The organism is Desulfovibrio sp. DV (assembly GCF_001936595.1).
GTDB lineage: Bacteria > Desulfobacterota > Desulfovibrionia > Desulfovibrionales > Desulfovibrionaceae > Solidesulfovibrio.
Genome location: NZ_MLBG01000009.1, coordinates 1 through 20,855, shown reverse-complemented (window position 1 = coordinate 20,855; position 20,855 = coordinate 1). Strand labels below are relative to the sequence as shown.

General features: G+C 60.2%; 18 protein-coding genes. 8 read left to right on the top strand and 10 right to left on the bottom strand.

The features are described 5' to 3' along the window. Window positions 1-110: 110 nt before the first annotated feature. From DVDV_RS23175 to DVDV_RS03940, 5 genes are all read right to left on the bottom strand, one after another. Complete coding sequence (locus tag DVDV_RS23175) at window positions 111-278, bottom strand: motility-associated protein (RefSeq protein WP_254845234.1); 168 nt, start codon at window positions 276-278, stop codon at window positions 111-113. 769 nt (window positions 279-1,047) lie between these two features. Then, complete coding sequence (locus DVDV_RS03955; RefSeq protein ID WP_139311515.1) at window positions 1,048-1,497, bottom strand: periplasmic heavy metal sensor; 450 nt, start codon at window positions 1,495-1,497, stop codon at window positions 1,048-1,050. 268 nt (window positions 1,498-1,765) lie between these two features. After that, window positions 1,766-2,038, bottom strand: a complete 273-nt coding sequence (locus DVDV_RS03950; protein WP_075353412.1) for a hypothetical protein — start codon at window positions 2,036-2,038, stop codon at window positions 1,766-1,768. A gap of 83 nt (window positions 2,039-2,121) precedes the next feature. After that, window positions 2,122-2,451, bottom strand: coding sequence for a hypothetical protein (locus DVDV_RS03945; RefSeq protein WP_075353411.1), 330 nt, complete (start codon window positions 2,449-2,451; stop codon window positions 2,122-2,124). A 42-nt stretch (window positions 2,452-2,493) separates the two neighbouring features. Beyond that, window positions 2,494-2,739 carry an SHOCT domain-containing protein gene (locus tag DVDV_RS03940; RefSeq protein ID WP_075353410.1) on the bottom strand — a complete coding sequence of 82 codons (246 nt, stop codon included), beginning with the start codon at window positions 2,737-2,739 and terminating at the stop codon, window positions 2,494-2,496. Between the two features lie 295 nt (window positions 2,740-3,034). Between DVDV_RS03940 and DVDV_RS03935 the strand changes: the two genes are divergently transcribed. Together DVDV_RS03935 and DVDV_RS03930 are read left to right on the top strand one after the other, a co-directional pair. Next, on the top strand, window positions 3,035-4,801 hold the full coding sequence (locus DVDV_RS03935) for an ATP-binding protein (RefSeq protein ID WP_254845233.1): 1,767 nt from the start codon (window positions 3,035-3,037) through the stop codon (window positions 4,799-4,801). Next, complete coding sequence (locus DVDV_RS03930; protein ID WP_075353408.1) at window positions 4,785-6,155, top strand: sigma 54-interacting transcriptional regulator; 1,371 nt, start codon at window positions 4,785-4,787, stop codon at window positions 6,153-6,155. Before DVDV_RS03935 ends, DVDV_RS03930 begins: the two co-directional genes overlap by 17 nt. 307 nt (window positions 6,156-6,462) lie before the next feature. On the opposite strand, the gene traI is transcribed toward DVDV_RS03930, so the two are convergent. Then, a complete protein-coding gene (gene traI, locus DVDV_RS03925) occupies window positions 6,463-8,094 on the bottom strand; it encodes a TraI/MobA(P) family conjugative relaxase (protein ID WP_075353407.1) in 1,632 nt (543 codons plus the stop codon). A gap of 18 nt (window positions 8,095-8,112) precedes the next feature. Then, window positions 8,113-8,571: a pirin gene (locus tag DVDV_RS03920; RefSeq protein WP_254845232.1), complete on the bottom strand. Its 459-nt coding sequence runs from the start codon at window positions 8,569-8,571 to the stop codon at window positions 8,113-8,115. A 368-nt stretch (window positions 8,572-8,939) separates the two neighbouring features. Between DVDV_RS03920 and DVDV_RS22080 the strand changes: the two genes are divergently transcribed. After that, on the top strand, window positions 8,940-9,284 hold the full coding sequence (locus DVDV_RS22080) for a hypothetical protein (RefSeq protein WP_139311514.1): 345 nt from the start codon (window positions 8,940-8,942) through the stop codon (window positions 9,282-9,284). Between the two features lie 77 nt (window positions 9,285-9,361). Here DVDV_RS22080 and DVDV_RS03915 read toward each other — a convergent pair whose 3' ends face one another. Beyond that, window positions 9,362-10,264, bottom strand: a complete 903-nt coding sequence (locus DVDV_RS03915; protein WP_075353406.1) for a site-specific integrase — start codon at window positions 10,262-10,264, stop codon at window positions 9,362-9,364. Between DVDV_RS03915 and DVDV_RS22075 the strand changes: the two genes are divergently transcribed. From DVDV_RS22075 to DVDV_RS03895, 5 genes are all read left to right on the top strand, one after another. Further along, window positions 10,254-10,664 (top strand): hypothetical protein, encoded by a 411-nt coding sequence (locus tag DVDV_RS22075; RefSeq protein ID WP_139311513.1) that lies wholly within the window; start codon window positions 10,254-10,256, stop codon window positions 10,662-10,664. The two genes, DVDV_RS03915 and DVDV_RS22075, sit on opposite strands and share 11 nt — an antisense overlap. Before the next feature lie 245 nt (window positions 10,665-10,909). Next, complete coding sequence (locus tag DVDV_RS03910; protein ID WP_303046321.1) at window positions 10,910-12,595, top strand: sulfatase-like hydrolase/transferase; 1,686 nt, start codon at window positions 10,910-10,912, stop codon at window positions 12,593-12,595. Between the two features lie 194 nt (window positions 12,596-12,789). Then, window positions 12,790-14,793, top strand: coding sequence for an ammonia-forming cytochrome c nitrite reductase subunit c552 (locus DVDV_RS23740; RefSeq protein ID WP_175577057.1), 2,004 nt, complete (start codon window positions 12,790-12,792; stop codon window positions 14,791-14,793). A 122-nt stretch (window positions 14,794-14,915) separates the two neighbouring features. Further along, entirely contained in the window at window positions 14,916-15,794 is an 879-nt protein-coding gene (locus DVDV_RS22655) for a hypothetical protein (RefSeq protein ID WP_075353404.1), read from the top strand. Window positions 15,795-15,936: 142 nt separating this feature from the next. Beyond that, window positions 15,937-17,625, top strand: coding sequence for a SulP family inorganic anion transporter (locus DVDV_RS03895; protein ID WP_175577056.1), 1,689 nt, complete (start codon window positions 15,937-15,939; stop codon window positions 17,623-17,625). On the opposite strand, the gene DVDV_RS03890 is transcribed toward DVDV_RS03895, so the two are convergent. Together DVDV_RS03890 and cutC are read right to left on the bottom strand one after the other, a co-directional pair. Further along, window positions 17,622-18,581: a glycyl-radical enzyme activating protein gene (locus tag DVDV_RS03890; RefSeq protein ID WP_075353403.1), complete on the bottom strand. Its 960-nt coding sequence runs from the start codon at window positions 18,579-18,581 to the stop codon at window positions 17,622-17,624. The two genes, DVDV_RS03895 and DVDV_RS03890, sit on opposite strands and share 4 nt — an antisense overlap. Window positions 18,582-18,639: 58 nt before the next feature. Further along, on the bottom strand, window positions 18,640-20,855 hold a 2,216-nt coding region (cutC, locus tag DVDV_RS03885), incomplete at its 5' end, for a choline trimethylamine-lyase (RefSeq protein WP_075353402.1).

The window sequence follows — 20,855 nt, the reverse complement described above, 5'->3', positions numbered from 1 at the left end:
GCGACGAATCTTCATGTACAATCCTGAAAGAGTGACCAATAGCTCTGTGTAATAGGCCTTGGTGGTCTTCATGCTGCCAAATACAGAAAGTGAGCCCTTGAATGTAATTTTCAATATTTTTTTGGACAACTGATGACCAGAGCGCCGAATGCACCACCAACAATCATGAGTAGTTCTGCAGGTGCAGCTGAAATTATTATACCAAAATTTCCGTTCTCTAGCAAAAATCCGGCTAATAGGCAGCCTATAACGATAAATGCGCCAATCATTACTAGCATTGATGACTCCTATTGTATTGCTTGGCTGTGATTAAGGAACATCATGGGTAGTTCGCGTTGGGCTAAATTCATAGACTTAACACTTTTCAGCTAAAGAAAATTAGTTGTAATGCGTTTGTCAAGATATCGGCTGCGAACAGGCAAAGTCACAGCTGGTTGTTCAACATTGAAGCATTCATTGTGGCCATGCTCAGAATAAAGTTCCAGGTATTCCTTTGTTAAGCTAGGCAGCTCGCGCGGAAGCGCCAATTCACCAGGGAATATTATCTGCAGTGATTCTTGTTCGCCAGCGTAAGATCTAAAATACTATGACGAACGTTTTGTGCTTAAAGCAGGGCATGGTCTCAAAGGGTGAGAGTTTAGGCGGAGCGGGTATCAAAAGCTAAATATGGTATTTGTTTACAACTTGCCATAATATTAGAATACTTGGTAGCTTGCAAGTTTTTCGCACAAGTTCGTGGACTCGCAAGGCCAAATAGTCCTGAAGAATCTTACGGCAAGATATTGTTGCCCCCATAAAGTGATACTTGATCTTGTGCCTACTGTAACTGTGACGGCGGTAGCCCATGGTCACCCTCTTGAGGCAACTGCTCGTTGAAAGCTACTAGGCTAAAGGGCATCGACCTTTGGTGGGGCAGCGTGGCTTACTTCCTGTTCCTGAGTATGGAAGTTGGTTACGGCATCGAACCCGACAGATAGGAAGAGGCGATATGAACATTATGGGGCGGAGCTTTCTTGCTCCGCCCCATGCAGCATCAGGCTGTTTGGCTTAGTACCCCATGCCGTGGTGCATGCCCATGCCGCCACCCATCATGCCGCAGCAGCCCATGCCACCCATGCCCATACCGCCCATATTGCTGGAGGGGACGCCTTCCTTGGTCAGTCGACTCTGGAGGTTTACCTGGGCCTCGAAGAGCTTGGCGCGAAGGTCGGAGACCTCCTTGGTCAGGGTCAGGACCTTCTTGTCGTCCGGCGTGGCGCTGTAGAGTTGCGCATCCAGTTCGTACTGCTTGGAGGTGAATTGCTGCTGCAGGGAGGCCGTGGCCGCATTGAAATCGGCGTAGATCTTCTGAACGGCCGCTTGCTTTTCCGGGCTCAAGCCCGTCATCATGTTGCCATGCATCATGCCTTGCCCGCCCATCATGCCGGAACCCATCATCTGGGCATTGGCCAGACCGCTCAGGCCGAGAAAGGCCACCAGAGCGAGGGCGGCGACCATAGAGTGCCTTGCCGTGAACGAACGCTTAGTCTTCATCACTGTGTCTCCTTGATTTTAGGTTGATTCGTTACCGCCAGTACCCCATAGGGCCGGCGTATTGATTCGTGTTCATGCTCGCTGGTGACGGTCCCCAATAACCGCCCCCGCAATTCCAGCCGGCATACCCTCCTGGGCCGGGGTACGGGGCGCAGGCGGCCACGAGCAGCAAGACCAGAAGAGCCAGTACCATCTTGGTCATGTTGCCTCCTCAAGGACAGGGTTTAGGCTCCTACCACCAGCCCCAGCAGCCCCAACCGTCGCCGTAGCCGTAGGACGAGCCGTAGCCGGTGGCCGGGGTGGCGCTGGTCGTCGGGGGCGTCCAGCCCATCATGTTGCCCCAAGCCCCCCCGGAGGTGTACGTGTTCGGTTGCGTCGCCTGCGCCGTTTGCCCCGTGGGCATGCCCTGGTTGGTGGTCTGGGCCTGGGCGCTGATCCCGGCCAGCAGGGTGAGGCCGAGCACGGCCGAGACCGCAAGGATCGAGGTCTTCTTCAGAATTCTCATGATGTTACTCCCCATATTTGATTGTTGTTGGCGTTGGTGAAACAGGTCGGCATGTCAGGTCAGCCGCGCCGACGCTAGGGTTGTTACCAACAGGGGTAGCCGTAAGAGCGGCCGGGATACCGATTCCCGTAATAGCGCCCGGGGGCGTTGGCATAGCCAGGTGCCGCCTGCCGGTAGCCCGGCTGGCCAGACTGGACGTACCCGGCACCGGTCATCCAGGGGCAGGGGGAGCCATAGCCGTTGCCGTAATAGCCAGGCTGGCCATAAACGGCCGAAGTGTTTGTCTGGTTCGCGGCCTGGTTCGGGTTGGTGCCCTGGGCGCGGGCGGTGTCGGCACCGATAAGGGTCAAGGAGCCGACGACGAGCGCGGCAGCCAGGCCGACGGACAGACGACACGTGATTTGCTTGAACATGGTGGACTCCTCGGTTGCTTTTGTGGGCTTAAGCCCGTTATTTTACGCCTGTTCCAAGACCTTCTTTATTTCCTGGTAATCCTCTTGGCTCAATTCCCCCCTTGCCAGCCGCATCTTGATGATTCCCAGGGAATCTTCCCGGTCGGCGGTGCGGGTTTTGTCGGCTCTCCTTGAGCCGAAGAGGAAAAAACCCAAGAGCGCGGTCAGCAACAGAATCGCTCCCAGTCCCCAGAAGGTGATGCCCCCCATCCAGGGAGAGAAGAGGGGGAATCCGCAGTCCCACATCATGGACGACCTCCTGGCTTGGCGTGGGATGTTGTCATCTTTCAAAACGCCTCGGTTGATTCCCTTAAAGCAAGTGACGTGCCAAAGCGCTTAGATTTATATAATATGCTGAAATTAAATGATTATATTTTGATTATGTCAGGAAGTGCTGACTGGCGTGATGCAGATACGAGTAAAATTCACTCGCATCTCTTCTCTCTGTCCGTTTACTTTTTACTCGGAAAGCTTCATATTTTTCTAGCCGACGGCTATTGGCCGGTTTGTTTGGAGAGAGGTGACTATGCAAAAAAGACCAAAGGTGTGGCGCAAGGTCGTGGCGAACGTTCCTCCCTGGCTCTACCTCGGTTCGGTTCTTATTTTGGTTGGAATCGTCGTCGTCATGGCCATGAGGAACACCCATCGAGAGAAAAGCCTCGCCGCTCAGACGCTTCTTGAAAAGGGAGCGGCCCTTATCAAGGCCTTTGAGTCGGGAGCGCGAACCGGCATGGGGATGCACTGGAGGGGTGACCAGTTCCAGGTGCTCCTAGAGGAGATGGCGAACCAGCCCGGTATCTTCTATCTGGCCGTAACGGGTGAGGATGGCCTGATCCTGGCCGATAGCGACAAAGGCAAGATCGGCTCAAGGCTTCACGGCCCCGAGGAAATGAAGGCGCTCGCCATCGGGGCGAAGGAAAAATGGCGGATCACAAACCTAGCGGATGGGCGGAAGGCCTTTGAGGTCTACCGCTCCTTCGAGCCATTGGTCAGCCGCAATGCAACGGATGCTTGCGAGGAACAGGGGTGGCTGGATTCGTGCCCCTGGAGCGGGCTGGGTTCCTCGGGAGGGACCGGAAGGCAGGTCATCTTCATCGCGTTTGATGTCGAACCCTTTGATGCGGCCCTGGCTGAGGATATGCGCAACACAGTCATTTTGTCCGCCATCCTTCTCCTGCTTGGCGTGGGCGGCGTCATGACCCTGTTTTGGGCGCAAAGTTACCGCTTCTCTAAGCGGCAACTTAAGGACACGAGGGCCTTTGCCTCGGAGATCGTAAGTAACCTTCCCGTAGGGCTCATCACCACGGACAGCGATGGCAAGCTGGCCGTGGTCAACGGCGCGGCCGAGAGGATTTCGGGGCTTAAGGCAGCCGACATTGTCGGCAAGTTCCCCGAGGATGTTCTGCCCGCAGTCTGGTGCAGCCTCAAGGATGTCATCGGCCAGGGAAAACCTGTCATGGAGCACGAGACGGAGTGTTCCTTTGACGGAGAAATGAATCTTCCATTGAGCCTAAGCGCCTCGAAGATCCTCAACGAGGAAGGAAGTTACCTCGGCAACCTCTTTATCTTCCGCGACCTGGGGGAGGTGAGAAGGCTCCAGGAAGAGGTACGCCGCAAGGAAAAGCTCGCCGCCCTAGGCAGCCTGGCCGCCGGCGTCGCCCACGAGATCAGAAACCCGCTTTCCTCGATCAAAGGCATCGCCAAATACTTCGAGGGGCAGTGCGCCGAGGGTAGTCAGGGGCGGGAGCTTGCCGCCGTCATGGCCCAGGAGGTGGACAGGCTGAACCGCGTCATCACGGAACTCCTGGACTTTGCCCGGCCATCGGACCTGAAGACGCGGTTGACGGACGTGGGCGGTCTCATCGAGCATTCCCTGCGCCTGGTCCGCCAGGACGCCGAAGGGAAAATGATTACAGTCGCCTTCCACCGGGACGAGAGCCTGCCCCTCGTCGCCATCGACCCCGATCGCCTCACCCAGGCGCTGCTCAACCTCTACCTCAACGCCATCCAGGCCATGGAAGGCGGCGGGGCGCTTTCCGTCAGGGCGTCAGCCGACGGCCGGGGGGGTATTCGGATCGAGGTCGAAGACTCGGGCAAGGGGATTGCGCCCGAGAGCCTTTCGAACATCTTTAACCCCTATTTTACCACAAAATCCTCCGGCACCGGTCTTGGCTTAGCCATTGTGCAAAAGATCATTGAGGCCCACCGGGGAGAGGTCAAGGTCAAGAGCACGCCCGACCGGGGCACCACCTTCAACATCCTCCTGCCCGTAGACCGGCCGGAAGGAGGGTTTCATGACCGAAAAGCATAAAGCGAACGTTCTGGTCGTTGACGACGACCAGGGGCACCGCACCATTCTCTTGGCCCTCATCAATGGCTGGGGATACAAGGCGGCAGGGGCCGACGACGGGGCAAAGGCCGTTACGCTGGCCAGGGAAAAGCCCTTCGATCTCATTCTCATGGACGTGCGCATGGCGGTCATGAGCGGCATCGAGGCGCTGAAGGAAATCAAGGCGTACAACCCCTCCATCCCCATCCTCATCATGACCGCCTATTCGAATGTTGAATCGGCGGTGGAGGCGATCAAGGCTGGGGCATACGACTACCTGACCAAGCCGCTGGACTTCGACCTGCTCCGGATGACCATGGAGCGAGCCTTGGAGCATGTCTCGCTCAAGGCCGAGAACCAGGAACTCCGGGAACGTCTTGTCTCCTCCTTTGACCCACGGAACATCGTTGGCCGTAGCGAAGCCATGCGCCGGCTCATGGAGATGGTGGCCATGGTCGCCCCCTCCGAGGCCACGGTGCTCATCACCGGTTCGTCTGGCACGGGTAAGGAACTCATCGCCAAAGCCATCCACTTCAACAGTTCCCGTAAAAGCGGTCCGCTCGTCACCGTCAATTGCGCGGCCTTAAGCGAAACGCTTCTTGAATCGGAACTGTTCGGCCATGAGAAAGGAGCCTTCACGGGTGCCGACAAGCGGCGTGAAGGTCGGTTCATGCAGGCCAACAAGGGGACGATTTTTCTCGACGAAATCGGGGAAATATCCGCCGCTATGCAGGCGAAACTCCTCCGGGTGATCCAAGAGCGGGAAATTCAGCGGGTGGGAAGCGACAATGCCCTTCGGGTGGACGTACGCATCGTGGCGGCGACCAACCGGGACCTGAAGGCGGAGGTTGGGGGGGGAAGGTTCCGTGAGGACCTCTATTACCGTCTCAACGTCATGACCATAGCTGTCCCACCGCTTCGGGAGCGCAGGGAGGATGTCCCGCTTCTGGCCGCGTATTTCCTGCATAAGTTCGCCGAGGCGAACCGGAAGGTCGCCAAGGGATTTACCCCCCAGGCCATGGACATGTTTCTTAAATATGATTGGCCAGGCAATGTCCGCGAATTGGAAAACGCCGTGGAACGTGCGGTCGTGCTCATGCCGGGGGATTTCGTCACCGAAAAGGAACTGCCCTTGAGCATCAGCCAGGCGCGAGCCCCGGAGGGGCAGCCTTCAGAGCAGCCGACGCACCGGGGGGCAGGGGAGATTTTGCCCTTGGAGGAGGTGGAGCGCGAGGCCATACTGGCGGCGCTGGAGGCGACAGGCGGCAACAAGACCGAAGCCGCCAAGCAACTTGGCATCACCAGGAAGACCTTGTTGGCGAAATTGCAGCGATAGCGGATTGCATGAGAGTTTTGTCGGGCAAGATGGCCCCCGGGGGGAGGGTGTTAGCTGTTGGAGCCCGACCCAAGCGTGGGCTTTGGGCCTTGCCAGGGAAGCTCTGGGGGGATGTTAGAAGAACCAGGGTGGCCATTGCAACGCTCCTTGTCCGGCTCATCTTTCCGATCCTGCCCGTGCCCTTAGCTCTTCTGGCCACTGGTCCTTTCTCGCCAGCTTCGAAGCGCTGAACTGATCCAACCTGGTGCTCGTTCCAGCGTCCAAGTGGCCAGACCGGGGTTGCCATAGACGTGGCGTTTGTTTGACATTAACAATTGATCTCAAGGAGTTGTTTTTGATTTCTCCCTGGCGGGCTAAGGACATTATCCTTTAGCTTGATGGCCTTTCCCCATTTGGCCTTTGCGTAAAGTAACGCTGCTTCGCGGGTAACTTCATCAGCTGAAAAAATAATCTGCTTTCCTGTGTCGCGGATCGATCCGCCGCTAGCCAGCCTGATAAAAACTGTTCCCTTGGTGTCAATTGAGCTTGAGAATCCCGAAAATAGCCGTCTTCCATCGGGGGCCGAGGTCTCCAGTTCGGCAAGCTCGCTGGCCTTGGCCACGGCCAAGAGGCCTCGGCGAGCCTGCGAACTCACGCCAGCGGAAGTCGCTATTTTCAGTTGTTCCTTGAGCCACTTCTCCTGGATGTTCTCCCGTTGACCCCGTTGAGAAAGTACCCTCTCCTGTTTGATGAGTCGGCCTTTTGACCGAAGGATGGCCAGGGCCGTTTCGTTGCCCTGATCAGCTTTCCACCTCAAAAAATCCGTCCAGCTCGCATAGGGTGTCTCCTGCCTGACCTTCTCTCGTTCGACATGGATTCGTTTTTGAACCTGGAGCCGGTTCTCCGCTTCATGCAGGCGCGCAATCTTGAGCAGCTCAAAGCGATGACGCCCGAAAAACTCTCGGGAAATATTTTGGCGCTCCAGCTCCCACCTGATCCGGACGACTTCAAGCTTTGCCTGGGCACGGGTATTGAGGTCCTCCAGGGCCGTTTTCCGAGTAGCGATCCCGGCTTGATATTCTTCATAGAGGGCACCGCGATTGGGCTCGCGCTGTACGGGCTTGGCCGTGTACCGCTCATCCTCGGGATAGTGTTCTTTCGCCTGACCAGGCGGGACGTAGGCCCCAAACCGGCGGACCAGGTTCCCCATGGACAAGGATCGGTCCAGCGAGCTGGCTTTGATGGCATGTTTGCCGTTGCGGTCCTTGATGACCAGGCCATTGCCGTGCGGCCTGATCTCAAGGCCGTACCGAGCGAAGGCGGTATGTACCTGCTGCCATTCGGCGGCCTGCCCCAGGGCTTCAAGGATTGCCCCCCGCCGCTCCTTGACATAGCCATCAAAGGATTGCTGACCCGTCTGGGCCTCAACTGTGGCCGCTACTGGTATCAGCTTCGGCTCCGTGCTCTCCACGGAACGGCCATTGTCGATGGTCAGGCCAAAACGTCTTTCCAGCTCACGGCAAACGCGATCCCGGATGTGGTAATCACGGAAGGGCTCATGCCGAGACAGCTTCTCCGGGTGGATCATGTTGTAGGCCACGTGCATGTGCAGGTTGTTGGTGTTTTTGTGGACCCCGCAATGCCGTTGGTGCTCCTCGAATCCCAAGGCCTTGGCAAACTCCAGTTCGATTTCCTTGAGCATCTCCGGCGTGAGCTTGGCCTCGTCCTCGGGTCGGAAGCTCACAATGAGATGGTAGGTTTTCTCCCGGGTGGTCCTGGTGTTGAGCGCCTGGGTGTCGGCGACTTCGCGGATGGCCAACTCGAAGTCGTCGCCGGCCCAACATCCAGCGCACCAGCTCATGAGAGATTTCTCATCTTCATGGTCGGCAGCCCGAATATACCTGGCCAGCCGTCGATAATCGTCGTTTTCAACCTTCCGTGATATTCGCCGACTAATCATAGAGTTGATGTGTTTTGATCAGATTTTCGAAATGAGTGTTTTCATTTCGAGCTGCCTTGCCTCGATCTCTCGAAGCACGCGGCGCACCTGAGGATGCAATGTCTGGAGAGGGGTTTCTTTCTCGGACAGACACAGCTTGAAAAGGCCTCCCAGCCGGCCGAGGTCAGCGTTAATCTTGAGCAGTTCAATTCGGCATTGCTGCTTCTCAAGGCTGGGCGTCGGCAACCCCAGGCAAACGCGTTTCATGTAGGTTGAGCACGATAGTCCAGCGCGTTTGGCATTTGCCTGGATCTCGGCATGCTCATTGGCAGTTACGTAGGTCCAGAGGACAGGTTTTTTTGATGGCATTTTGGCTTTGGCTGTTAGCGTTGAGCCGATAGGCGAATAAGCTAGCCCCGCAGGGCAGGACGTAAGGTACTTGTACCTTACCTGTCCTGCCTCCGCTGCCTCTGTCATTCTTTGATGATTTAATGTCAAGGTACGATAATTTCCATACGTTGACAAAACTTGCTGCTATAGTGACATAACGTCAAGCGTGTTTCCCAGGTAAATTATGGCCAATGGTGTGGTTTAACAGGAGAAAACTGTTGACATATAGTGACATATAGTGACATGGTGCATCTATTGTAGGTCGCACAAGGTGGAAAATGGCTCAAGGATATTTTACGCCAAGGTGAAAAATCTCAGGACGAGGGAGGTGCCCAGTGTTGTTTGTGATTAATCTCTTTTCGGCGGTCGAGTCTGTCTTTAAGTTTCTAATTGTTGGCACCATTCTCTACTTTATTTCAAGGCTTGGGATGGTATGAGTTGATATAGTTTTGGTGATTTGTGTGGGATTGTTTTTCATGTTTGTTGGATTTGGTTTTGAAAGTCCGAGATTTATGCTTTTTTCGTTATATGTGACCATCTTGTGGATTGTTGCGCTTCTTCTTAAAGAATATTGTGGCGTTAATCTCGACGGATGGCCTTTGTTCGGGCGTGGAGGCTATGTCCTCTTTGGGCTATCTATCGCGATGACTTCTATTACGCGTCGATTGAATGCTTGGCCTTGGAGATTGTTTGTCGTTTTTGCTAAAGTACATGAAAGTGTTGATGAAGAAATAGCTATGCGTCTTTTGCGACGTGATGGTCGTATTAGCGACAAAGATTTCCGTCGTTACATTAAGAATAAAGCGAAGCACTGGGGGTGATTGTTGGGCGTTGTGGCTGAATTTGCAGGGGGAGTGGTGCCCCTCCGCCTGAGTTCAGGCAGGAGGGGGCTTTCAGGCTATGTTTTTGGCTGCTTTGGGATTGGGGTGTCTACGTTGACATAACTCGAAAACTGTTCTAAGATTTTTACCGCAGATGCTCCCTGGGATGGGGCTAGATGCGCGTAGCGCATTGTGATTTGAAGCGTTTTGTGACCTAGAAGTTGGCCTACTACGACCAGTGGGGTTCCAGATTGCACCAGCCAGCTTGCGAAGGTATGGCGTAATGTATGGAATACGACTTTTTGACGGCGATCTTTGATTTTTATATTTAAGCCACAAAAAGCAACTGCATCTCTGAAGATTCGGCTTACTTGGTATATCTGCTGCTCGCGCTCTTTGAAAATGAAATCGCTGCTGCGACAGTTTCGTTCTAACACTGCTAGAGACGCAGCGTTTAAGGGGACTGTTCGGTTATTCGATTTCGTGTCGAAAATATATAATGCCGAATTGTTTCTGTCGAAATGGCTGGGTCGCAAATCGAATATTTCTCCAGCTCTCAACCCCGTATGAAGAGCCAACAAACTGATGTCGTGCCAGAGTGGAGATTTAAGAGAAAGTTCTTGAAGAAGAAGGTTGGCTTCAGTTTTTGTCAAGAAGCGAACTCTCTTGTTGTCAAACTTTGGCATGTCAAAACTAGGTAACTTGCCAGTAAAAATGTCCCACTGCTGTGCGCGATGGAGTACACGGCGTAATAGTGATAGACAGTGGGCTACAGTTTGAGGACTAAGCCCTTTTTTGATAAGGTTCGTTCGGAAAAGTAGAATTTTTTTGTTTGTTATTTCTGCAACTTTGAACTCTTGCCCAAAGTATTTGACGACATGTTTTTGCCATCTTCCAGTCTCAGTAAGGATTGACCGACTTGACGTTGAGGCCAAAATCAGTTTGGAATACAAGTCCCACGCATCAGAAATGGTCGCCATTAAGTCTCTCCTTGAAAAAACGTTTGGAGAAGGACTGTATGGCCAAAAAAGCGAAGAATTAAAAGGGGTTGTCTTGACGAATCGGCCTTTCACGCCGGTAACAGGGGTTCAAATCCCCTTGGGGACGCCAAGCAAATTCAAAGAGCTTCCAGCAAAACAGCTGGAAGCTCTTTTTTTGTTGTCAACGCTATTCCCAACGTACTTTCCCGAAATTGAAAATAATATGCGCAGCCCGGAAAGGCGCTCATTGTTCCGCTCCTGTGCAAGGGGCGATGGGGCACCCGCAGCAATCCGCTTCACCAAGCTTGTTTCAATCCGTACTCCACCCATCAGAAGCTGGCTGCAGTTGACTGGCAAACGGTTTATTCAAGTCACCATGCATCAGTTTCATCGTATTTGAGTATGAAATGACGGTATAATGAAACGAACTTCGCCTGGGACTGGCCCATGCAGCCCGCTGCGTCGTCATCGCCAGGGCCGGGCACGATACGGTCTGGATGGCTCCGTCCGGCAGATATGGCGGGGAGCCATGCCAACTCACTATTGACAAACAGAGACTTCTTTTGATTCTGATAGATATACGTCTCAATGACGGCCCCTCTTTTGTTGCGCTTTGACGACTATCCCGAACAGCAGGAGGAAGACATGCCTCGACGCTTGGCATTTTCCCTGGGATCAATGGTTGTCGTCGGCTCTGTCCTGGTCTGTCTGTTGCTGGCCAGCGGCGCGGCCCTGGCCGAGAACAGGAGGGGGACCAGCACCGGCCCCACCACTGCCAAGGGCTATTCCCACCCGGATCAGTATTTACACCTGCCAGCGGTCAATATCGCCGACAATTTCGAACCGGTCATCCCCCATCCGGACCAGGACAAGGCCGCGCGCGAAAAACTCGCCGCCCTGGAACAGAAATTCGGCAAGAAACCCAACATCGTGGTCTTCCTGCTCGATGATGTCGGCTGGATGGATGTCGGATTCAACGGCGGCGGCATTGCCGTTGGCAATGACACCCCCAACCTCGACAAGTTCGCCGCCGACGGCCTGATCATGACCTCGGCCTATTCCCAGCCGAGTTGCACCCCCACCCGAGCCACCATCATGACCGGACAGTTGCCGGTGCACCACGGCCTGCAATACCCGCCCATGTACGGCCAGCCCGGGGGCCTTGAGGGTTCCATCACCATTGCCAGGCTCCTGTCCAACCAGGGCTATGTGACCCAGGGCATCGGCAAGTGGCATATGGGCGAGAACGAGGGCTCGATGCCCAACAATGTCGGCTTCGACGACTTCCGCGGTTTTCTTACGGTCTCCGACGAGTACACCGAATGGCGCGACATGTCGGTCAACCCTGAAATCGCCCTGAGCCCCGAGCGTTTCGCCCTCATGGAGAAGATGCCCTTCAGCCGCAGCGAGGTGCGCTGCGTCAAGGGGGAGAAGGCCTGCAAGGAATTGCGGGAAATCGATCTGGACGTGATCAAGGTGCTCGACCAGGACTGGGCGGCCTACGGCGAACAGTTCATCCAGGCCCAGGCCGGGGCCAAGAAGCCGTTCTTCCTGTACTACGGCACCCGGGGCTGCCATTTCGACAACTATCCCAACGACAAGTTTGCCGGAAAGTCCAGGGCCCGCACCAACTACTCCGATTGTATCGTGGAGATGGACGACGTGTTCGGCCGGATCATGAAGGCGCTTGAGGCCTCAGGCCAGCTCGAGAACACCCTGATCCTTTTCTCCTCCGACAACGGACCCGAAGGCGAAGTCGCGCCCTATGGCCGCTCGCCGTTTCGGGGCTACAAGGGCACGACCTGGGAAGGCGGGGTGCGCGTGCCAACCTTTGCCTACTTCAAGGGCGTGATCGCCCCGCGCAAGTCCGAGGGCTTGTTCGATCTGGCCGACATCCTCCCAACCGCCCTGTCCCTGGCCGGCAAGCCCGGTGCGGAACTGGCCAGGCTTCTGCCGGCCGATCGCTACGTGGACGGCATCGACCAGACTTCGTACCTGCTGGCCGACGGCGGCAACTCCAACCGCAAAAGCGTTCTGTACTGGATGGGTTCGAACTTCGCGGCCGTGCGCGTGGACGAGTTCAAGGTCCACCGGGCCGTGCAGATCACGGACCTGATCACGAAGAAGGGCTATAACGCCGGCTTCAGCGGCGGCATCGTGGACAAGACCGGAGGTCTGGTCATGTTCAACCTCTACACCAATCCCCAGGAAGACGACTCCATCGGCATTCGCCACATTCCGATGTGGAATCTGGTCAGTATGGAATTTTCGCGTTATCAGGGTGTGTTGCAGAAGTTCAAGCCGAACTTCAAGTTGCCCGGCGGATATTAAACCGCATGTGGCCGGGGACGACACGGAGGCCGGGGCTGGTTCCCTTGCTGGGGCTGGCCCTGGCTTGGCTGGGACTCGGGATTTCAGGGCCGGCGGTTGCGGGGCAAGCCCCGGGGTTTGCCGGGTCCCCCAGTTGCCGGTCCTGCCATGAGAAGTTTTATGGCCTGTGGTCCACCTCGCGCCACGGTCTGGCCATGCAGCCCTACACCGACGCCCTGGGCGCGGGCCTGCTTTCCCCCCAGGCCGAGGACCTCGTGGCCGGCGACCGCCGCTACCGGGCCTTTCTCGGTCCGGGCCAGGGGTTTGTCCGGGAAACCGGTCCGGCCGGCGAGGTGCGGGACTATCCCATGGCCCAGGTTCTGGGCGGGAAAAACGTCTGCTATTTCCTCACGCCCCTGGAGCGCGGCCGGTTGCAGACGCTGCCCGTGGCCTATGACGTGGGGGCCAGGGTCTGGTTTGACACCGTGGCCAGCGGCCGGCGCCAAGGGCCCCACGGCCCAGGGACCGATGCCGGCCGCAGCGAGTCCCTCGACTGGCGCGACCCGGCCTATACCTTCAACACCGCCTGCCATGACTGCCACGTCAGCCAGCTGTCCACCAACTACGATCCGGCCACAGACACCTACCACACCACCTGGCGGGAGCCCGGCATCAACTGTGAGACCTGCCACGGTCCCTGCGATGCCCACAACGCGGTCTGTGCCGCAGCGCCCAAGGGCACCGTGCCCGAAGACCTCAGGATCCTGCGGATCGGCAAGGATTTCACCACGGCCCAGCGCAACGACGCCTGCGCCGCCTGCCATGCCAAGATGGCTCCCATCACGTCCGGTTTCGCCCCGGGCGAGCGGTTCTTCGACCACTTCGACCTGATCCTGCTCGAAAATTCCGACTACTATCCGGATGGCCGGGATCTCGGCGAAAATTTCACCCTCACCTCCTGGCTGTCCTCGCCCTGCGCCAATTCGGGCCGGCTGGACTGCATCTTTTGCCACACCTCCAGCGGCCGGTTCCGTCAGGCCGCCGATCCGGACCGGGCCTGCCTGCCCTGCCATCAGGACAAGGCGGCCGGTCTGGACCAGCACACCCGCCACAAGGCCGACAGCCCCGGCTCACGCTGCATCGGTTGCCACATGCCCAAGACGCGCTTTGCCCGCATGGTCCGCAGCGACCACTCCATGCTGCCGCCGGCTCCGGCGGCCACGGCCCGTTTCGGCTCGCCCAACGCCTGCCAGGGCTGCCACGCCGACAAGGACGCGGCCTGGGCCAACGACCAGGTCCGGCAGTGGCGCGCCCGGGACTACCAGGCTCCGGTCCTGGCCCGGGCGGCCTTGATCGACCAGGCCCGCCGGCGCGATTTCACCGCCTTGCCGGCGATGCTCGACGCTCTGGCCGCGCCGGACCATGACGTGGTGTTCGCCGCCTCGCTGGCCCGTCTGCTGCGCGTCTGTCCCGACCCGCGCAAGTGGCCGGCCTTGCGGGCGGCTCTTGGCGATGCGTCCCCGCTGGTACGGGCCTCGGCCGCCGCCAGTCTGGGGGAAAACCGGGAACCGGCGACCCTGGCCGCCCTGGCCGGGGCCTGCGCCGACCCCTCGCGTCTGGTGCGCATCCGGGCGGCCGAAGCCCTGGCCGGCGTACTCCCCCAGGCCCTGCCGCCGGAGGGCCGGCGGGCCGTGGCCGACGCCACCGCCGAACTGGCGGCCGCGTTTTCCGTCCGGGCCGACGATTGGACGGGAAGCTACAACCGGGGCAATTTCCTGTTGCGCTCGGGCGATCCGGCCGGGGCCATCGAGGCCTACGGGACAGCCGCCCGGTTGCGCCCCGACGCGGCCGCCCCCCTCGTCAACACCGCCATGGCCAAGGCCCGGCAGGGCGACCTGGCCGGAGCCGAGGCCGCCTTGCGCAAGGCCCGGGGGCTCGATCCCCAAAACGCGGCCATCGCCTACAACCTGGGGCTGGTCCTCGCCGAAGGGGGGCAGACCGGGGAAGCGGCCGGGGCGCTGCGGGCGGCAATAACCCTCGATCCGACCCTGGCTGAAGCGGCCTACAACCTCGGCCTGCTCCTGCTGGCCACCGATCCCGGCCAGGCTCGGGACGCGCTGCGACAAGCGGCCGCCTTGCGGCCGGACAATCCAAAGTATGTCAAGGCCGCGCAACAGCCGGCCCCGGGTGCGGGGGCACCCGAGGCCGGGCGGCAGTAACCGGCCCGGGCGGCTCGGGACCGGTCCGCTCCCGGACTGGTGTGCCGGGCCGACGCTGCGGCAGCCCCCTTGCGGTTCGCTGGCGGAGAAACAGCACTCTGGTTTACCAAAAGGAGGAAGTCATGTTGCGTCGGAGTAAGCGGCCATCTGTCATCGTCTTGATCGGTTTTTTGGTCTTGTTTCTCGCCACAATCGCGCGTGCCGAGGATCACGCAGCCACCCAGGAGGAACTGCAAAAGCTGTCGCAAGAGGCCAGCAACCCGGTCGGCCAGCTGTGGATGGTCGCCAACCAGTTCAACCTCAATGTGCTCAAAAGCGACACCATCAAGCTGTTCAAGGGCCAACAGAACCAGTTCATCTGGAATTTTCAGCCGGTCATGCCCATCGGCCTTTCCGAGAGCGTGCGGGTCATCGTCCGTCCGGTGATCCCCTTCATGAATTCCCCCTATATTGCCGGCCCCCGGGACCTGAATTATACCTCCGGCATTGGGGACATCGGATTCCAGGCCCTGCTTGCACCCAACACCAACGCCCTGACCGGCTTCATGTGGGGCGTTGGCCCGAGTCTGATCATGCCCACCGCCGCCAACAACTACCTCGGCAAGGGCAAGTGGCAGCTTGGCCCGGCCGTCGCCGCACTCTATCTCTCGGAAAAGTGGGTTGTCGGCGTCTATCCGCAGCAGTGGTGGTCCTTTGCCGGCGACTCCAGCCGCAACAACGTGAGCTACGCCAATATCCAGTATTTTCTCTGGTACAGCCCGGCCCCGACCTGGCAGATCGGCATGAGCCCGAACGTGACCATCGACTGGCTCCAGGAGAAACCCGAGGATCGTCTGACCTTGCCCATCGGCCTTGGCGTTTCCAAGATGTTCCGCCTGGGCAAGCTGCCCATCAAGCTCTCCTTCGAGGCAGACTACGCGGTCATCCACCCGCGCAACGGGCCAGGGAACGAATGGACGTTCCGTCTCAATTTCACCCCGATCATCAAAAATCTGTTCTAGTGCCGCGAGACTTTGCCGCAGCGGCCGGGCAGGGGGGCCGCCATTCGGCCGACAGCCCGGTCGCAACGGGGCGGCCCCGCAGCAACAGCCGGCCGCTCCCCGGGGCCGCAGGGGCGCCCCTTGCCCCCGGAGTGGCAAGCGCGTGAACGCAACCGGCAACGCAGCAGGCGGATGGATCGGCCCCGATGCCTTTTCGCGGTCCTTTCTCCGGACAGACATCCTGGCCGGCCTGACCCTGTGGGGCGTGCTCGTCCCGGAGGGGCTGGCCTACGCGGGCATGGCGGGCCTGCCCGTCCAGGTGGGGCTCTATACCCTGGTCGCCTCGCTGCCGTTGTATTTTCTGCTGGGCCGCAGCCCGGTCCTGGTCTGCGCCGCCACCTCCGCCGAATCCATCATGCTGGCGGCCATCGTGGCCCCCCTGGCCGGTGCTGATCCGGTTCGCTACGCCGTTCTGGCCGGCCTGCTGGTGCTGCTGACCGGCACGATCTTCCTCGCAGCGGGTCTGTTGCGGCTTGGCCGCGTCTCGGCTTTCCTGTCCAAGCCCGTCATGACCGGTTTCATCTTTGGTCTGGCGATCTCCATCGCGGCCAACCAGCTGCACAAAATTCTCGGGCTGCCCCGCGGCCACGGCGACATCCCGGCCCAGCTCGCCCATCTGGCCGGCCACCTCGACCAGTGCAACCCGGCCACGGTCGCCGTCGGCGGCGGCGCCCTGGCCCTGGTTCTCCTGCTCGAACGCACCCTGCCGCGCCTTCCGGCCGGTCTGGTCATCATGGCCCTGGGCATCTGCCTGTCCAGGTTCTTCAACCTGGGGCCGGACCATGGCGTTGCGACCGTTGCGGCCTTTCCGGCCGGCCTGCCCGGGATCGTCTGGCCACATATCAACCGGCAGGACCTGTTGGCCCTGGCCCCCGCGTCGCTGGGGCTGGCCCTGGTGGCCTTCTCCCAGGCCCTGGGCGCGGTTGCGGGCTATGCCGGCAAGTCCGGCCAACCCGTCGAGGCCGACCGGGAACTCAAGGCCCTGGGGCTGGCCAACCTCGGTTCCTCGCTCCTGGGCGGTTTGCTGGCCGGCGGCAGCATGTCCTCGACCGCCGTCAATGTCGCAGCCGGGGCCAGGACCCGGTTTTCCACCCTGGTGACGGCGTTTATGGTCGTACTCACGCTGTGCTTTTTCACCCCCGCCCTCAAGGGGCTGCCCGAGGCCATCCTGGGCGCGGTGGTGCTTCATGCCGTGCTGGGGCTCATGAAGGTCGCGGAGATGCGGCGCTACTACCGCCTCAACCGCATCGAGTTCTCTCTGGCCATGGTTGCCCTGTTGGGGGTCGTGGTGCTCGACATCCTGCCCGGACTCGTCCTGGCGGTGGCCGCCTCGCTGCTGCGCCTGATTTTCTATGCCGGCAATGTGAACCTTTCCATCCTGGGCCAGCTTGACGGCTGCGCTCCGGTCTGGGTGGACACGGGCCAGTATCCCCAGGCCAGGGAAACCGCCGGCATCCGGGTCCTGCGCCTCAATATGCCGCTTTTTTTCGCCAACGCCGGAAAATTCCATGCCGTCGTCACCCAACTGTGCCGGCAACAGCCCAGCCCCCGCGCCCTGGTCTTGCATCTCCCGGCCAACCCGCGTCTGTGCATCACCGCGACGGACATGCTGCTCGCCGTGGCCAGGGAGTTGCGCGCGGCCCGGGTGGAACTGGCCTTTGTCGATCCAGCCCCGGAAACCCTTCGCATCCTGCGGGCCAGCGGCCTGTTGGCTCTGGTTGGCGAGGCCCACGTCTACCCCGGTATCGCGGAGGCGGTTGCCGCCCTGGCCCCGGGGACTCCCCGGCCTTAGGCCTGGGGCCGGACCAGGGTGACCGGCAGGTCGCTGGCCCGGGCCAGCGTTTCCAAGGCGGCCAGGGCAGCCGGCGTATGGGACCGAAGCCCGGCCAGGGGATAGGCCAGCCCCAGCCGGTCGTACTTGCCTGCGCCAAAGGCATGGTAGGGCAGGAGCTCCACGCCCTGAAAGCCCGGTGCTTGCCCGCACAGCCCGCGGATGCGGTCCAGGGCCGCGGTCAGGGCGGCCGGATCGTCGTTGTACCCCGGCACCAGGGGGAGGCGGACCAACAAAGCGGCCCCGGTCCGGGCCAGACGGCCCAGGTTATCCAGAATGGTGGCATTGGACCGGCCGGTCAGGCGCGTATGGGCCGCGTCGTTTGCGTGCTTGAGGTCATACAGGGTCAGGTCGGCCCGACCGGCCAGGGCGGCCAGGGTCGGCCAGGGCAGGCAGCCGCAGGTTTCAAGGGCCGTGTGAAAGCCCTGGTCCCGGCAGGCGGCCAGAAGCGCCCCGGCAAAGGCCGGTTGCAGGCCGGCCTCGCCGCCGCCAAGGGTCACCCCGCCGCCGGAGGTGCGATAAAAGGCCTCGTCCTGGCTGACCACGTCGAGGACCTCGGCCACGGTCATGGGCCGGCCCCAGAGGGTCAGGGCCCCGGCCGGGCAGGCTGCCACACAGGCCCCGCAGCCCAGGCAGGCTCCGGCCCGGTCGCCCCGGTGTGGCCCGATTCCATCCGGGCCGGGCCTCATGCGGTGCAACCCGGCCGGGCAGGCTGCCGCACAGGCCCCGCAGCCCAGACAAGCCCGGTTGTCCCGGCCGGTCTGGGGGACCGGGAGCAGGCCTTCGGGATTGGCGCACCACAGGCAGCGCAGGGGGCAGCCCTTGAGAAAGACGATGGTGCGGATGCCCGGACCGTCGTGCAGGGAATACTTCTGGATATTGAAAACAAGGCCGGTCCCGGCCGCAGCGGTGGGCACGCAATACCTCGAAACGGCGCAGCCGGGCCTTGGACCCGGCTGCGCCGCGCGTCGTTTTTCAGGCAAAGGCCGTCATGGTGGTGCGGCTTATAATCTCGTCCTGGACCTCGCGGCACAGCTCCACGAAAAAGGCGCTGTACCCGGCCACCCGGATAAGCAGCCCCCGGTAGTTGTCCGGGTTCTGCTGGGCCTGACGCAGGGTCTCGTTGTCCACGTAGCTGAACTGCATCTGGGCGTTGCCGAGGATGCTGGCTGTCTGCAACAGGCTTATAAGGGCCGCCTCGGCTTGGGGGGTGTCGAGCAGGCCGGCCATGAGCTTTAAATTGTGGACCTGCCCGATCTCCATGGCCTCGACATTGAGCTTGCTGATGGATTTGATTACGGCGGTGGGGCCGCTCCGGTCGCTTTGCTGGGCCGGGCTGATGCCGTCGGCCAGGGGGGTCCCGGCCAGCCGGCCGCTTGGCAGCGCGCCGATGATGCTGCCCTGGGGCGTGTTGTTGGAGATCGACAGGGTGCCGTGGCTCATGGGGCCGTAGAGCATGGCCCGGGACTTGTGGCACTGTTCGGTAAAATCCACCAGATCCTTGGCAATGAGGTCCACGCTGTCCGCATCGTTGCCGTACTTGGCCACGGCCAGACAATCCCGGCGCAGGGTTTCGTAGCCTTCAAAATTGGCAGCCAGGGCCCTGGCCAGTTCGGCCAGGGTGTATTTGCCGTCCGTAAACACCAGTTTTTTCACCGCAGCCATGGAATTGGCGTAATCGGCCAACCCGGTCCAGATAAGGCCCGGGCCGTTGTTGACCACGGCCCCGCCGTCCATGACGTTTCTGCCCGACTCCAGGCAGCCTTCCACCAGACAGGAGATGAGGGGTTTGGGGGCGTGGTCGCGGTGGATGCGTTGCAGGATGAGCGTGGCCTTTGCGGCCTGTTCGGTGATGTGGACGATCTGCCGTTTGACGGCGGCCTCAAAGGCTTCGTAATCGGCAAAGGTGTCGGGCGTGCCGGTTGGCAGGCCGTGGCGCTGGCCGTCGTAGGGAAACACGCCGTCGTTTAGGGCGAATTCAATGGCCACGGGCCAGTTGGTATAGCCCACCGAGGTCCACTGGTAGATGCGCCCGGATTTTTGCGGCTCAACGCAGCCCATGAGGCAGTAGTCGCGGGCGTCCTCGTAATCAAAGCCCTTGCGCAGCATCATCTTGATGTGGGCGTCGTCGAAATGGCAGGCTGGAAAGCCGATGCCCGAGCGGATGACGTCCACGACCTGTTTGAGCAACGCCCGGGGCGTGGTGTTGTGGATGCGCACGGCCAGGGAGGGCTGGTAGAGGCCCAGGGTCTTGGAGCAGTCCATGAAAAGATAGGTCAGTTCGTTGGTGGCGTCGCCGCCCCGGCGCTTCTGGCCGCCCACCACCAGATTGATGAAGGGCTGGTAGCCGGCGAAGTACATGGCCGATTCCTTGCTGATCAGCCACATGAGTTCAGCCATCTTGATCAGCCAGCAGCAGACCAGTTCCCTGGCCCCGGCCTCGGTCAGGCGGCCGGAGTCGATGTCGGCCCGGTAAAACGGGTAGAGGTACTGGTCGGCCCGGCCCAGGGAAATGCCGGTCTGGTTCTCCTCCAGGGTAAACAGCGACTGGGCGAACCAGACCGATTGCAGGGCTTCCTCGAAGGTGCGCGGCGGCAGGGCCGGCACCCGGCGGCACACGGCGGCGATGCGGGCCAGCTCGGCCTTGCGTCCCGGAGCCGGCTCCAGCCGGGACAGCGTCTCGGCCAGCCGGGCGTAGCGTTCGGCGTAGGCGATGACGCCCTGGCAGGTCAGCACCGTGCCGGTGTAGAAGTGGATCTTGTCGATGTCGTCCCTGTTGCCCATGGACAGGCTTTCCAGGCTGGCCCTGGCCTCGGCCATGATGCCGGCAAAGCCTTTGACGAGCAGGATGTTGTCGTAGCCCGGACAGGTGTCGCCGCCGCCGTTTTGGGTCTTGACCGACACGTCGCAGATGAAGCTCTCGCTGGTAAAGGCCCACAGGCCGGCCTGGCGCAACTGGGTCTCGGCGATCTCGTCCACGGACCGGCCCTGCCAGAAGGGGAAGATCTCGTCGCGAAGGGTCTGCTTGTCTTCCTCGCGGATGGCGTAGGGGTCCTGGGGGCGGGTGGACAGGGTGTCAAGCTCGTCGCGCACCCAGCGCCAGGCGATGTCCGGGGCGATCTCCCCGGCCCGGCGGGCCCCGGCCGGATGGCTGACGATCCGTTCGCCGTCGAAGATGGACAGGGGCGCGG

Excerpts from the sequence above, each read along its gene's own strand:
- DVDV_RS23175 (WP_254845234.1), bottom strand. The coding sequence starts at position 278 with ATGCTAGTAATGATTGGCGCATTTATCGTTATAGGCTGCCTATTAGCC.
- DVDV_RS03955 (WP_139311515.1), bottom strand. The coding sequence starts at position 1,497 with ATGGTCGCCGCCCTCGCTCTGGTGGCCTTTCTCGGCCTGAGCGGTCTG.
- DVDV_RS03950 (WP_075353412.1), bottom strand. The coding sequence starts at position 2,038 with ATGAGAATTCTGAAGAAGACCTCGATCCTTGCGGTCTCGGCCGTGCTC.
- DVDV_RS03945 (WP_075353411.1), bottom strand. The coding sequence starts at position 2,451 with ATGTTCAAGCAAATCACGTGTCGTCTGTCCGTCGGCCTGGCTGCCGCG.
- DVDV_RS03940 (WP_075353410.1), bottom strand. The coding sequence starts at position 2,739 with ATGATGTGGGACTGCGGATTCCCCCTCTTCTCTCCCTGGATGGGGGGC.
- DVDV_RS03930 (WP_075353408.1), top strand. The coding sequence starts at position 4,785 with ATGACCGAAAAGCATAAAGCGAACGTTCTGGTCGTTGACGACGACCAG.
- traI (WP_075353407.1), bottom strand. The coding sequence starts at position 8,094 with ATGATTAGTCGGCGAATATCACGGAAGGTTGAAAACGACGATTATCGA.
- DVDV_RS22080 (WP_139311514.1), top strand. The coding sequence starts at position 8,940 with ATGTTTGTTGGATTTGGTTTTGAAAGTCCGAGATTTATGCTTTTTTCG.
- DVDV_RS22075 (WP_139311513.1), top strand. The coding sequence starts at position 10,254 with ATGGTCGCCATTAAGTCTCTCCTTGAAAAAACGTTTGGAGAAGGACTG.
- DVDV_RS03915 (WP_075353406.1), bottom strand. The coding sequence starts at position 10,264 with ATGGCGACCATTTCTGATGCGTGGGACTTGTATTCCAAACTGATTTTG.
- DVDV_RS03910 (WP_303046321.1), top strand. The coding sequence starts at position 10,910 with ATGCCTCGACGCTTGGCATTTTCCCTGGGATCAATGGTTGTCGTCGGC.
- DVDV_RS23740 (WP_175577057.1), top strand. The coding sequence starts at position 12,790 with ATGCAGCCCTACACCGACGCCCTGGGCGCGGGCCTGCTTTCCCCCCAG.
- DVDV_RS22655 (WP_075353404.1), top strand. The coding sequence starts at position 14,916 with ATGTTGCGTCGGAGTAAGCGGCCATCTGTCATCGTCTTGATCGGTTTT.